Annotated in this window: 11 protein-coding genes and 2 pseudogenes; 10 read left to right on the plus strand and 3 right to left on the minus strand. The window is 44.8% G+C overall.

Annotation, left to right across the window (positions count from 1 at the left end; all coding sequences use genetic code 11):
* Positions 1-151: 151 nt before the first annotated feature.
* Positions 152-322 (plus strand): annotated as a pseudogene (locus ACFQ0N_RS36245) (DeoR family transcriptional regulator); the annotation flags it as partial.
* Positions 323-630: 308 nt separating this feature from the next.
* Here the strand turns inward: ACFQ0N_RS36245 and ACFQ0N_RS36250 are convergent.
* Both ACFQ0N_RS36250 and ACFQ0N_RS36255 read right to left on the minus strand, forming a co-directional pair.
* A pseudogene (locus ACFQ0N_RS36250) lies at positions 631-1,073 on the minus strand (class I SAM-dependent methyltransferase); the annotation flags it as partial.
* 290 nt (positions 1,074-1,363) lie between these two features.
* A complete protein-coding gene (locus tag ACFQ0N_RS36255; RefSeq protein WP_379335027.1) occupies positions 1,364-2,101 on the minus strand; it encodes an RNA-guided endonuclease TnpB family protein in 738 nt (245 codons plus the stop codon).
* 1,438 nt (positions 2,102-3,539) lie between these two features.
* On the opposite strand from ACFQ0N_RS36255, the gene ACFQ0N_RS36260 reads away from it, so the two are divergent.
* From ACFQ0N_RS36260 to ACFQ0N_RS36285, 6 genes are all read left to right on the plus strand, one after another.
* Complete coding sequence (locus ACFQ0N_RS36260) at positions 3,540-4,280, plus strand: GNAT family N-acetyltransferase (RefSeq protein ID WP_379335045.1); 741 nt, start codon at positions 3,540-3,542, stop codon at positions 4,278-4,280.
* A gap of 38 nt (positions 4,281-4,318) precedes the next feature.
* Positions 4,319-5,419 carry a hypothetical protein gene (locus tag ACFQ0N_RS36265; protein WP_379335029.1) on the plus strand — a complete coding sequence of 367 codons (1,101 nt, stop codon included), beginning with the start codon at positions 4,319-4,321 and terminating at the stop codon, positions 5,417-5,419.
* A gap of 321 nt (positions 5,420-5,740) precedes the next feature.
* Positions 5,741-6,397 carry a TetR/AcrR family transcriptional regulator gene (locus tag ACFQ0N_RS36270; RefSeq protein WP_379335031.1) on the plus strand — a complete coding sequence of 219 codons (657 nt, stop codon included), beginning with the start codon at positions 5,741-5,743 and terminating at the stop codon, positions 6,395-6,397.
* 110 nt (positions 6,398-6,507) lie between these two features.
* On the plus strand, positions 6,508-7,887 hold the full coding sequence (locus ACFQ0N_RS36275) for a serine hydrolase domain-containing protein (protein WP_379335033.1): 1,380 nt from the start codon (positions 6,508-6,510) through the stop codon (positions 7,885-7,887).
* Between the two features lie 168 nt (positions 7,888-8,055).
* Entirely contained in the window at positions 8,056-8,814 is a 759-nt protein-coding gene (locus tag ACFQ0N_RS36280) for a cyclase family protein (protein ID WP_379335047.1), read from the plus strand.
* Positions 8,815-8,906: 92 nt separating this feature from the next.
* Positions 8,907-9,359, plus strand: a complete 453-nt coding sequence (locus ACFQ0N_RS36285) for a DUF2269 family protein (protein WP_379335035.1) — start codon at positions 8,907-8,909, stop codon at positions 9,357-9,359.
* A gap of 54 nt (positions 9,360-9,413) precedes the next feature.
* Here ACFQ0N_RS36285 and ACFQ0N_RS36290 read toward each other — a convergent pair whose 3' ends face one another.
* Positions 9,414-9,710, minus strand: a complete 297-nt coding sequence (locus tag ACFQ0N_RS36290) for a hypothetical protein (protein WP_379335049.1) — start codon at positions 9,708-9,710, stop codon at positions 9,414-9,416.
* A 176-nt stretch (positions 9,711-9,886) separates the two neighbouring features.
* On the opposite strand from ACFQ0N_RS36290, the gene ACFQ0N_RS36295 reads away from it, so the two are divergent.
* The 3 genes from ACFQ0N_RS36295 to ACFQ0N_RS36305 all read left to right on the plus strand — a co-directional run bounded on the left by ACFQ0N_RS36295 (position 9,887) and on the right by ACFQ0N_RS36305 (position 11,890).
* Complete coding sequence (locus tag ACFQ0N_RS36295) at positions 9,887-10,180, plus strand: PadR family transcriptional regulator (RefSeq protein ID WP_379335037.1); 294 nt, start codon at positions 9,887-9,889, stop codon at positions 10,178-10,180.
* Positions 10,177-11,385, plus strand: a complete 1,209-nt coding sequence (locus tag ACFQ0N_RS36300; RefSeq protein ID WP_379335039.1) for a DUF2812 domain-containing protein — start codon at positions 10,177-10,179, stop codon at positions 11,383-11,385. Before ACFQ0N_RS36295 ends, ACFQ0N_RS36300 begins: the two co-directional genes overlap by 4 nt.
* Positions 11,386-11,665: 280 nt before the next feature.
* Positions 11,666-11,890: a hypothetical protein gene (locus tag ACFQ0N_RS36305; protein WP_379335041.1), complete on the plus strand. Its 225-nt coding sequence runs from the start codon at positions 11,666-11,668 to the stop codon at positions 11,888-11,890.
* Positions 11,891-12,330 lie beyond the last annotated feature (440 nt).

The following is a 12,330-nucleotide window of genomic DNA, read 5'->3' on the forward strand; positions in this document are numbered from 1 at the left end:
CAGATCCCGTATTTATCGCATTAATTTCCAAGCTTCTCGAGGGATCGTGTGGACTCAAAAAGTCAAAGGCTGTTAAATTCAGTCTTTGGCTTTTTTAAGCATGAATGAACATATACAGGAGAAATAAAGCTTGCCGAGGGGAGACACAGGCATGTTTGCTGGAGAACGTCGGGAAAAAATCCTAGCCTTATTGAATGAAGAAAGGCGTGTTTTGGCCAAAGAATTGGCGGAGAAGTTCCAGGTTTCCATCGATTCGATCAGGCGTGACCTCTCCATAATGGAAGAGCAAGGATTGCTTAAGAAAACTTACGGCGGTGCGATTCCATCCATAAAGGTCCCCTAATACCAGAAAAACGATATGGTGAAGGAACACCGCAAGGTAATGCGCAGGGGAAACGACTGAATAAACCAGATCAGATATTCGCTATTTGGGAATATGACAGCTTTGAGAAGTGCGATCGGCTGAAAAGGGTGTTCCCGCACCGGAAGGATATGGCGAAGCAAAAGTAGTGTCGCATTTACAGACCTTCATAACGGACAATTCTGAAGGTATCTCCAGAAAGCCGTTCTTTACCTCTGGGGGTCTCGAACGGCTTACAAATTTGCTAGTCATGATTAAGCTATCGGATACTATAGTTTTCTTGCTTTGATTACAAAAGTTACAGGAAGCATCTTTGCTTTTTTTGCAAAATCGCTGTTATCGCCCCTTGATTGCATAATTTCATCATCAGATTGCTCAATCATTTGCTCAATTACAAATCCCGCTTTTGCCAACGCATTCACATAGGTTGATAGTTTACGGTCGGATAATGTTAGCGTGCCTTCATCAAGGGATACCGAATACCAAGATTCGTCGAAATAACATTTTTTAAAGGTAAGCCTATTATTTTCTGCAACAACACATTTGTGTATAGGGTGAGACCAGCTGAAAATAAATACGCCGTCTTTTTTCAGGTAAGAAGCGATCCGGCAAAACGTACCCTCAAGGTCGGTGGTCCAGCCTATGGCATAAACCGAATAAACAAAATCAAAATAATCCATTGGTATGCCACATTCATTTCCATGGGAGAGCAGTTGACATCCTCCCCCGCCTACACTTTGCTTAGAGGTGGGGGATTCCCCTTATTCGCCTCATTAGCGTGAAGCAGGTTCAGTTACCGTTACCTAGGAATTTGTTCCATGATCACAGAAGAGGTGCGTACTCCCGTTTCTGTATCCGAGCAAACTCCGGGGTTCAGTTCCGTCCCTGTTGAACGTCTTTGGTGTGACGGATAGAACTTCTCGGTTAGGTATTCAGCACAGTCAGGTGCCTTATGCAAGGTATCTAGCCCTGCACAACGGCTTTTTACGCCGTCGTTTTGTCTTATATGACAAGAGATGGTCTGCGGGATATGACGAAGACGGCATTGACGTCCGCGTTATCGTGATAGCCGCAAGAGCATTGGAATTGATATTTCCTGCGATGGTTCTTCCGAATGATTCCGCATTGACTGCATTCCTGAGAGGTTTTATAGGGATTCACCTTTTCCACGTTTAGCTCGGCTAAAGCGGCTTTATAGGTGATCTTCCGTTCCAAATCATAGAACGCCCAAGCATGAATATTGCGATCTGCACGCTTCCAGTATTTTTTCATCGAACGAATGTGGCTTAGGTCTTCCAGCTTGATGATGGATGCCCCGCTCGCACGCGCAAATTGCACGATATTTTTGGCCATGACATGGTTCCAATATTGCATCATTCGTCGTTCTTTATGTGCGAGTCGTTTGAGCACTTTCATATTTTTCGCTTGCTGGATTTCCCTTCGCAAACGGGCATACCGCCTGCGGAGATGGCCGATACGTTTGCCGTTAAAGGTCAGGTAGTTCCCCTTATCGGCATCGGCGGCAACCGCAATGAGGCGTAATCCGCGATCAACGCCAATCGCTTTGTTCTTCTTCGGTGTTTCCTGAAGTTCAAAGGAAAGGGTGAAAGCAAAATACCACTTTCCCTTTCGCTCAAAAAGCTGCGCATTCCCTTTTTTCGGTTTCGAGATTCCTTCGTACGAAGGTTTAAGTGTTTGCTGTCTGGATCCATTTCCCCGGTCAGAAGGTAGTTCACCCAAAACAAAGCATAATCGTTGGCGCTCACAGGCACATATTTATCGATGGTTAGATGGCCATCGATGGTGGGGATACCGATTTTCAGGCGTCCTTGATCGAAACGGAGCCGCCAGTTCTGATTGTCAAACAGAATCGAGATGTTTGCTCGAAAGGAAGGAAAACCCTTGGTGTTGGCATGCTTCCGCCAATCTTGATACCGGCTTACAGCCATTTTTCTTGCTTCTTGAAGCAGTGTTGATGGTAGTGGTATGGAACGAAGCAGGCGATCCAACTCAGTTGCGTTGCGTATTGGGGGCTCCTGTAGGTACAGAAGGGCTTGATTGCTAGCTTGTGAGAAGTGGGAACGCATGGTTTTATACATGTCTTGTTTCACCAATGTGGGCCGATACAAAGGAAGTTTGATCGTAATCGTATTCATACTCATTTCCAATCCCCCCATATCTATCATTATACCAGAACATCAGTTCGATTTCAAATGGGAAAGAAACTGCTTGAAAATCATGTCGGACAATTGAGATGGCAAAGTTGCCCCCCTTGTCCGAAGACGATTCATCTCCTACCTAAGCTTCCGCTTTGAGGAAGGAGTCTTCTTCGTCTGAATTTGATAAAAAGTTTGGGTGTATACCTTCGAACGAGTTACCAAATGGTCCCGAAGGAGGATCTATTACGGACGGGTAGTTTACTACAACTTAATCGTATCTTTGTGCGTCTAAATTGAGATAACAAGGATTAAATTTTCAATTTGAGGAGGGACTTCTTGCTATAAAGATGTAACATAAAATAGAATGTTATTTTAATGGCAGTTATGGCTGGCTTTATGTTGGATTCCGCAAATTTAATGACAAGAATGGAGAACTCTGTTAGGAGGAAAGGGAATATCAAGAAGAAAAGATATGTAGTATTTGTAATCGCCCTGTTATTACTCGTAATGGCCCTTTCAAAGCCAAGTTCTAAAGATTATCGAATGTATCTGCAAAACGTCCAGGGACTTAAATGTGTTCCTACCGAAAGTTCGAATTGCTTCCATTCTGAGAATGATTTGTTGGCGTCACATCTCACGGATCAAGTTTTTTTTATGACAGCGGATTCTTATATTTTCGGGGACGAGGACAATAAAATATCTGTAATAGGTATTTTCAATCATTTCATACTAATCGAAAATAAACTTCACCCTGATTCGGAAAAAAATTAATCACAAGCTCATTGTTAAGCTAACAGGCTATAGCTCAAGAATAAACAACAGGCTGCCGCGGCGGCCTGCGGACACTCAAAAATGGCAATACGAAACTAAGCGTAGCAAACTTGTTTTTTTGAAGCTACGCCTTCATTTTTTACGCTGGTGGAGATTTGATTTCTTTTGGTAGTTGATCAAGAGATTGCTTTTAGTCTATCACAAGGATGCTTCGTTGTGTCCCCGAAGCGAAAGGAAGGTTAACAATGATTATGACACAAAAAGAAATGCTGTTCATTGTGCAATCACAACTTGCTATTGACCTGAATTGCTCTATCGATGACCTGAACGGCGAAAAGGACAGCATTATTTTTGTTGAAGCTAAAGAAAATCTTGGATGCAGACCATTTCCGAGGAAGTCACGTTATTTCGAAATCCTGTCTATGGGAAAATCAATTGTAGTATCGGCTACACCCGAACGGTTATTAATTGCCAAAACACAGATGCAGGGCAAAAACAGAGATACCGTATTCTCCTTACCATTTATCAGAGGCCTTTACTTGCATTTTCTGCCTGATGTAAAAAAAATTAAGCCAATGACACCGCCAAAGTTTTTTTCATTTGAGCTGATTAAGCGAGAAGAAGTGGTCCGTTTATTTGATGTTACAAGATTCAATGAAGCTGTTATATATGATACGGATCTTCCCTGGCAGACTGATCTAGCTGTGCTTGCAAAACAAGCTGGGGAAATTGTTGGTGTGGCAGGAGCAAGCAAAACCTGTGCAAAACTGTGGCAAATTGGCATAGAAGTATTACCCGAGCATCGTAATTTGGGATTGGCTAGTTATCTTGTAAACAGATTAACTTTTGAAATATTGGAACGCGGAGAGATACCGAGTTATGACGTAATCGCAAGTAACCTCGCTTCACAGAGAGTAGCTCACCGATTAGGATATTTTCCCGCGTGGGTGTCTGATTGGCGATGCAATTTTGAAGGACTTGAACAGTAATTGTATCTCAATAACAAAAAACAGAAGGAGACAAACGGATGGAACGTACGTTGCACGATAAGCAGACGAACAAAACTTGGTCTATCCAACAGCAGGACCATCGCACATTCACCTCAGCCAATGGTGGAAAACAAAAAGAGAAGGAACATGCCGACGCGGCATCCGCGGTAGCTTACATCCAGAAGGAAGTATGGAGCAGGCTGAAAAAGGGAATGGTGTACGTTCGTCCCGAAGCAGCCGCAGGAGAGCCCAAGCTGCATTTGTATACAAGCAAAGGATACACCGGTTTTATGCCCGTCAGCGGTTGGGGCGACTCCGATACGTGCTGGTTCAGCCATATTGATTGGGATTTTGTGAAAGAAACGATATGCTGGATCGAACCAAACGGGGAGCTGCGAGCGTCTTATGAGCTGCCATGTCCTGGTATGAACTACGAGCTGATCGCGGTTGCTGAAGCGAACTTGCTGTTGCTCAATCGGGACCATGCCATTGTCGGTCTATCCGTCGAGACGGGTGATGTAAAGCACTATGCGCGGCCAGGTACAAGCCATGCAAGTACACTGGACGTATCAGGAACACGCGCTGTCTGGGCGGATGGGAACGAACTTGTCGTCTATGATCTGGGAGCAGACGCGCCGTACGCTTCTTACCCGATCGACGTAAAGATGTATGAGAAGCACACCCCTCAACTGTGTGCCGCCTTGTCGCCGGACGGCACAAAGCTGGCTTACTGCATCGATCCAAGTCATATTATGGTCGTCGATCTTGCGACAGGGACAACAACAGAAGTACAGAAAGCGGCAGCGTCGCTTACGGACAAGCTGGCGTTCTCAGCGGATAATTCAACGTTATTCACTAAGGAACCGTATTCCTCGCTGTACGGCTACGATTGGCAAGCAGCAGCGGGTGAACAAGTCATTTGGGAGAGAAAAGACGTGAAGGCGGCTGCTTTCGATTCGCGGCGCGGACGGATCGCACTGTACCGGTACGGGCATGTGGAGTTGTTTGATCAACAGTCCTTTCAGCTAACCATGACATTCCCGGTGGAGCACATTGTGAAAACATGCTCGCTTGCCTTTACGCGTGATTCAATCGCGGTGTATACCGATTATGGCTGTTTCAGCTTATATGCGCTGTAAATTTGTTTAACTAAATGAGCAAGAACTTTGGAAACTATGCTCCGCGGCGGATTTTTCGCCGATTTTCGTCCCCGATATGACGTTTGACAAGCTTTACCGCGTTCCTGAAAAAGGAGGGAATCCAATGGTTCATTTCCACGATGAGTACAAACAGCAGCGCAATGGTTAGCAGGCAAAGGCAAATTATTGCCAAATTGGCAACCTGGATGACAACTTCAATGGTGTCTCCCTCGGGATGCGATAAGAAGTATTTGACAACTTGAAGATAAATGATTTATTTTATTTACATACCTACAGAATGTATGAAAGGGCGGGGCATAGATGGCAAGAAATAAATATCCTGAAGAAACACTAAAGCAGATCCTGAGCGTGTCGTTAAGTTTATTTTTGGAAAAAGGGTACGAGCGCACTTCTATTCAGGATATTGCTGATGGTCTAGGAGGACTTACCAAGGGAGCCATTTATCATCACTTCAAGTCGAAGGAAGAGATCATGGCGGCAGTGCTCCAGCAACTTTACAATGCAGTCGAACATAGATTGGCTTCAGTCCGGGACAACAAGGAGCTGAACGGTCTGGAGAAGCTTCGTCAAATCATACGAGTCTCTTTGAATCACGATCCCGCACAGCTGAAGATGATGTCTGCGGCTCCAAATCTTTTGAAAAATCCGAAGATATTGGCAGCCCAATTGCAAAGCGTAATCGAAGGTGCTGTCCCCGATTATATACAGCCTATCATTGAACAGGGGATATCAGACGGATCGATCAAAACGGAATTTCCCAAGGAGCTTAGCGAGACGGTAATGCTACTCAGCAACCTATGGCTAACCCCCATGATTTTCGAAGCCTCGCCCGAGGATATGCTGCTCAGATGCCGCTTCTTTCAGCAACTATTTAAGGGAATAGGCCTTGATCTGTTGGATAATCAAACGATTGAACGGTATGAGGTGTTTTTTCGTTCTTATAGCGAGAAGAAATAAAAGCGGTGCCATGAATCGCAATTCTTTTGATAGCTGCCTTCTAAGGCAGATCTTTTTTACCCCTTTTCATACCTTCGGTAGGTATTAATAAAATGACGGAGGACATTAACATGGAAAAGGTAGCGGAAAGCTTCAACTTGAATGACTGGCAAAAGAGGCTAGATGAACTGCGAGCAAGCTGCAACGTACCGGGAACATCACTTGCGGTACTCGTCAACGGGCAGATTTACGAGTTGGCCAGCGGTTTGCTGCACACTGGGACCCGAGTGAAAGCAACAACGGATTCATTGTTCCAGATTGGATCCATTTCGAAAGTGTATACGGCTACGCTAGTGATGCAGCTGGCCGATTCTGGTAAGCTGGATTTGGACGTAGCCGTAAAGGATGTGCTCCCAGAGCTTGCCATTCCGGGAACTGAAGCAATCACCATCCGGCAATTGCTCAGCCACAGCAGCGGTCTGACAAGCGATTTTACAATCGACACCGGACGCGGCGATGACTGCTTAACCCGATATATCGAGGTCTGCAAGGAACTGAGATTGGAAAGCACGCCGGGGACGGTTGTGTCGTACAGCAGCGTAGGATACAACGTCCTGGGCCGCATTGTTGAGGTTTTGACGAATCAGACGTGGGATGATGCCTTAAGGGACCGGCTCCTCGTTCCGCTCGGACTCGCAGGAACGGTGACGTTACCCGAGGAAGTACTGAGGTTTCGAGCGGCAATGGGGCATCTGGGCGGCGAGGACGGTCAAAACCCTGAACCAGCTCCGTTCTGGAACCTATTGCCACGATCCTTAGGTCCCAGCGGCGGAGCCTTATGCGCTACAGCTGCCGACCTCGTCCGTTTTGCACAAATGCATCTTAACGGCGGCGTAACGCCAGATGGTACCCGCGTTTTGGTTTCCGAGACGATTGCAGCGATGCAAAGGCTGGAGGCCGAAACGCCTGATAAGTGGACAGCCGGCAACGAAGGATGGGGACTTGGCTGGATGATCTACGATTGGAACGGGGTCCCTGTGTTCGGACACGACGGCGCCACGATAGGGCAGAACGGATATTTGCGTATTGTGCCCGGACGCGGTGTCGCCGCAGCCTTGTTGGCCAACGGCGGGAATTCGGACTTACTCCAATCGATTCTTTTTAGGGAACTGTTCGAGGAACTGGCCGGTGCCAGCATGCATAACGCCGCCTTTGAACCGGCGCTGCAGCCGCCAACGGTTAATATCACGCCGTTTATTGGTGTTTACAAACGTCAAGGAGTGGTTATGACTGTCACGGAGTGCAGTGGAACACTCCAGATGCGATATGAAATATTCGACGGCCGGCAAGCCCCGCCACCGCCACTGGAAATCACCCTTATTCCCGTATCGGAGACGGTGTTTGCCGGTGCCGGTGCCGGCCAAGACTGGATGCCTGTGGTCTTCTCTACATTAAAAGACGGTTCTGTCTATTGCTACCTCGGCATGCGCGCCGCTCCGAAGATCTCATAAGATCAAGCCAGAAGCAAAAGAAAGGTATTACTTCAATCACCCGGATTTCTAGGAGTATGTCACGCCGCGACATGCTCCTTCTTTTTTCGCGGATACATTGGCCTGTCGGCTGGTGGTACAATTTGGTATAATGTAAATGAATCGGGAGATAAGGGAAGGGGGATTATGATGAAGCTTATCGACTTGAGCGTGCCCATTAGTCCGCGTATCTGCGAGCCATTGCCGGCGAAGATCGAATATGCGACCCATGAAGACGGGGCGCTGCAAGCGGCGGCGACACTTGGTCTCAAGCAGGAGGATTTTCCGGAAAGCAAGGCATGGGCGACAGAAATAGTGACTCTGAATACGCATTCAGGTACTCATATCGACGCACCGTGGCATTACTGGCCGACTTCGGAAGGGAAGCATGCAAGAACGATTGACGAACTGCCACTCGAATGGTTTTATTCAGACGGCGTGGTGCTCGATTTCAGCACGAAGCCGCCGGGTTACGAGATTACGACGGACGACCTGATTGCCGAGCTGAAACGGATCGAGTATACGCTGAAACCGTTCGATATCGTTCTCATCCGAAGCGATGCGGACAAGCGGCTGTACCACGAACATTATGCGTTCCTTCATGCCGGGGTATCAGCCGATGCTACGCTGTGGCTTCTGGACCAAGGCATCAAGGTAGTCGGTACCGACGGCTGGGGCTGGGATATTCCGCTCAACTTGCAGGCCGAAGCGTATAAAAAGCAGCCGCGGGAAGGCGTTCTGTGGGCAGCGCATTATGTAGGCAAAGACCGGGAATATTGCCAGATTGAAAAGCTGGCCAATTTGGAGAAAATTCCGAAGCCGTTTGGCTTCAAAGTCTGCTGCTTTCCGATTAAAGTAGAAATGGCGAGTGCCGGCTGGGCCCGTCCGGTTGCAATCGTGGAAGAATGAGACAGAACTATCCCGTCGCGCTGAGCGACCGGTGTCGGTCTAGCCTATCAAAGCAATATTACGGTGCACTGAGGAGAAGGGGGATAAAGGGTTTGTTTGGATTACTGCTCGTTTTGCATATATTGGCTTCGATCGCCATAATTGGCCCCGCTTTCGTGATCCCCATCATTCGAAGATCCGCTAGAACCGTCGGCCAGCTGCACTTTGCTTTTGGTATAACGACCAAATTTGCCATATTGCCTAAAATTGGCGGAGCCGTGCTTATTTTAACCGGGGTTTTGCTTATGATCATAACCAAGATGGGGTTATCCCAAATGTGGCTGAATGTATCCATCTTTTTATCGCTGCTCATGGTCGTCATGATCGACGGATGGATCGAGCCGCGTATGAAAAAGATCATAAAGATCATATCTGAAAGTCAAGACCAGGGTAATGAAATACCCACCGAGTTCGGACTGCTGATAAAAAAGATCATACCAATCGAGACGGCAGCACAGCTGCTGATGATTGCCATATTGGTGCTTATGGTCGTTAAGCCATTTTAAAGAAGCCGATGGGAAGCTTCTTTTTTGGTTTATTGAAGTAACGGGCAGATTACGCTAATAAGGGGTACCGCCAACAAAACGCGGAAAACGTACGCTAAGCGAAAATTTATTCAAACAAGCCGGATAATCCGTACGCTTAGGAGAATCTGGCTTGTTTTTATCTCTTTTTGTAATGCCGGGTTCGATTCGTGTCCAATTCTCTTTCGGAACGAGGTATTCATCGAAGTTTTTATGCTGACGGCTGCCGACAATGGATACATCACCGGAACGGACATAATTCCGAAGTTCCGTGAGAACAGCCATTTCATAATAATGCCTGTTAATTGTTCCATCACTATCATAAACATGCATCGACTTACCGTTTTGCTTTTGAAGTTCTTTGCTTTTTGTATTTTATTGTTGAACATTATGTCACGTCGTGATATAGTCGAAACACGACATATATACCTGTGACATAGTCAAACGGGTACAAAGACAAGGCAGGTGATATTCTGGACACTGAAAAAGTGCTGAAAAAGTATGTACCCATGACAGAAACGGCGTTTTATATTCTCTTATCTTTAGTTGAACCGCGTCACGGATATGGAATTGTTAAACATGTGGAAGAAATTACTGATTTACGAATTCGATTAGGTTCAGGCACCGTATACGGAACTTTAACAAAAATGCAAAAAGACGGGATTATAACAGTATTTGCCGACGAGGAAAGAAAAACGGTATACGAAGTGACTGAGATTGGACATAAATTAATCACAGCTGAGATCGATAGACTTAAAGAGCTGTACCAGAATGCACTGAAATACGGGGGAGGGTTTTTATGATTACAAAAGTATTTAGGCCATTCTGGAGCTACGATGTGCAGAAAACCGAAGAGTGGCTCTCATCTATGGCAGAAAAGGGACATGAATTAGTAAAAATAAATCGAGGAACACGGCATTTTTTCTTTCAGCAAGGCGAGCCGAGAAAAGGAATGTACAGGATCGGGTTCAATAAAATTCGAACCAATTCGCTGTCTAAAGTTTTATTAGATGATGGATGGGTGAAGGTTTTGCAGAGTGGAAACTGGTATGTAACGGCGAATGAACAGCCTCTGGATCAAATTAAGACCTTCCCTGTACGCGAAGGTATAGTCAAACATAATAAGACAATACTGTACATTTTCGCGAGTGTTTTAATTTATTTAACGGTCATTGCTATATTTAATTTTATCCTCGGTTCGGTAATGTTTTTCCAAGATGTACCTGGTCATTTTGTCGAAAGTCCTCTTTGGATTTTAACATACTTTTTAATAGGCATTGGAATTGCCCTATGGGTACTTACACTTTATTCTGTAATTAAAATTAATAAGACAAACAAGAAATTAATCGGAGAAAACATACAACGAAAGGAACTGCAGGAGAGGGGCCAAATTGAAAGAAGGCTAAGCAAGGATGAAGAGAAGCGGTTAAGACGATCAGGTCAACTAATTGTTAAGAGAAGATTTGGATGGATGTATGCTCCGGATAAGCTTGAAAAGTGGCTCGAAGCAATGGAAGAACACGGGTTTAATCTTTATCGTGTTGGTAAAACAGGAACCGTTTTTTATTTTACAATGGGAAATCCTCGTAAAGTAAGTTATTGCGCGGATTATCAAAATATTGCAGATGAAGGCTACTTCGACATTCACAGAGATGCCGGCTGGAAGAGTGCTTTTATTTCCACCTCATCTATTCAAAAATGGACCCTATGGAGCCGTGAATATTCAATGGGCGAGGAACAGCCACAAATTTACAGTGATAAATCAGATCAATTAAAACATGCTAGGCGCATCGCCATCACCTATTCTTGTATGTTTCTTCCACTAGTCATTTTTTATATTTTAACCATAGGGGCAAATATTCACCTGATGTCCAATCACAATCTGGATAAAATGCAGATTATAAACATGACTTTGTTTGCAGTATTAATTCTAAATTTTGGTTCATTCTCAATCAGAACTTGGCTGTATTACAGGCGACTAAGTGAGCGTTATAAGTACAATTTGTGATTATAAGAGGGCATAAGAGTTCAAAATACCTTGAAAAATCGGATTTTGCTTCCACGAATCAATGTAAAATGTAAAAAGTCATCCTTATTCGTTCATATTTGAGTTTAGATTGATTATTGTGGTATGCCCAGAGTTATTGCGACGAAGAACGTTAGTTGAACTTCACTCAGCTGCGATTACGAAAACACAATATCGGATAAAATTCTAGAAAGGCAATGATAGATCGTTTTATTGTGAACTAATCTTCATTTACATTAATTGGAAAGTAGGTTTTGAATCAATGAATAGCAATATTATTTGGGGGATAGTATTATTAGCGCTCAGTTTGTTTCTTAAGCCATTATTGGCGATTGTGGGGCTGAATGAAAGGTTGTTCGGATTGCACTGGCAAGGTGAAACTGTGTTTTCATTGAGCCCATTCTTAGTTCGGATTATTCTAGCAGTAATTGGGATTATCATGATTATCATAGGCGGTATGCAAGTTGCAAAGCAGAAGAATAAATAGTTGAAAGGATAGAGCGCACAACAATTGACCTTGCTACAATATTGAACATTTATAAGGCTTTCTTAGTTTTTCATGCCAATGCGACTTTGAAAGAACTACACAATTTCTTAAAAGATATATGCGACTGTCACGATGCTATTCTGATGGCAGGGGTTCTAGCGGCATTCAGGTCAAAAACGATTCGGGAACTCTCGTCATGGTGTATTACCTAAATCACGCATACTCAAACGAAAAAGGACCTGAGAGGGTCCTTTTTTCGATCTATATAAGTTGAACTAAAGATTAGAAAACAATGGCAAGAATTTAGCTTCTACATGTCGAAATAATTAGGAAACCACTTAGACAGGCAGGAAATCAGAATGGAAAACACAGTTGCATTTCAAGAAATCGAAACCGCGATGAAAAAAGCAAAGGATCGTCGGATGTACGAACGATACCAG

Source organism: Paenibacillus sp. GCM10027626, assembly GCF_042676285.1.
Lineage (GTDB): Bacteria > Bacillota > Bacilli > Paenibacillales > Paenibacillaceae > Paenibacillus_Z.

Excerpts from the sequence above, each read along its gene's own strand:
- ACFQ0N_RS36265 (WP_379335029.1), top strand. The coding sequence starts at position 4,319 with ATGGAACGTACGTTGCACGATAAGCAGACGAACAAAACTTGGTCTATC.
- ACFQ0N_RS36270 (WP_379335031.1), top strand. The coding sequence starts at position 5,741 with ATGGCAAGAAATAAATATCCTGAAGAAACACTAAAGCAGATCCTGAGC.
- ACFQ0N_RS36275 (WP_379335033.1), top strand. The coding sequence starts at position 6,508 with ATGGAAAAGGTAGCGGAAAGCTTCAACTTGAATGACTGGCAAAAGAGG.
- ACFQ0N_RS36280 (WP_379335047.1), top strand. The coding sequence starts at position 8,056 with ATGAAGCTTATCGACTTGAGCGTGCCCATTAGTCCGCGTATCTGCGAG.
- ACFQ0N_RS36290 (WP_379335049.1), bottom strand. The coding sequence starts at position 9,710 with ATGCATGTTTATGATAGTGATGGAACAATTAACAGGCATTATTATGAA.
- ACFQ0N_RS36295 (WP_379335037.1), top strand. The coding sequence starts at position 9,887 with ATGACAGAAACGGCGTTTTATATTCTCTTATCTTTAGTTGAACCGCGT.
- ACFQ0N_RS36300 (WP_379335039.1), top strand. The coding sequence starts at position 10,177 with ATGATTACAAAAGTATTTAGGCCATTCTGGAGCTACGATGTGCAGAAA.
- ACFQ0N_RS36305 (WP_379335041.1), top strand. The coding sequence starts at position 11,666 with ATGAATAGCAATATTATTTGGGGGATAGTATTATTAGCGCTCAGTTTG.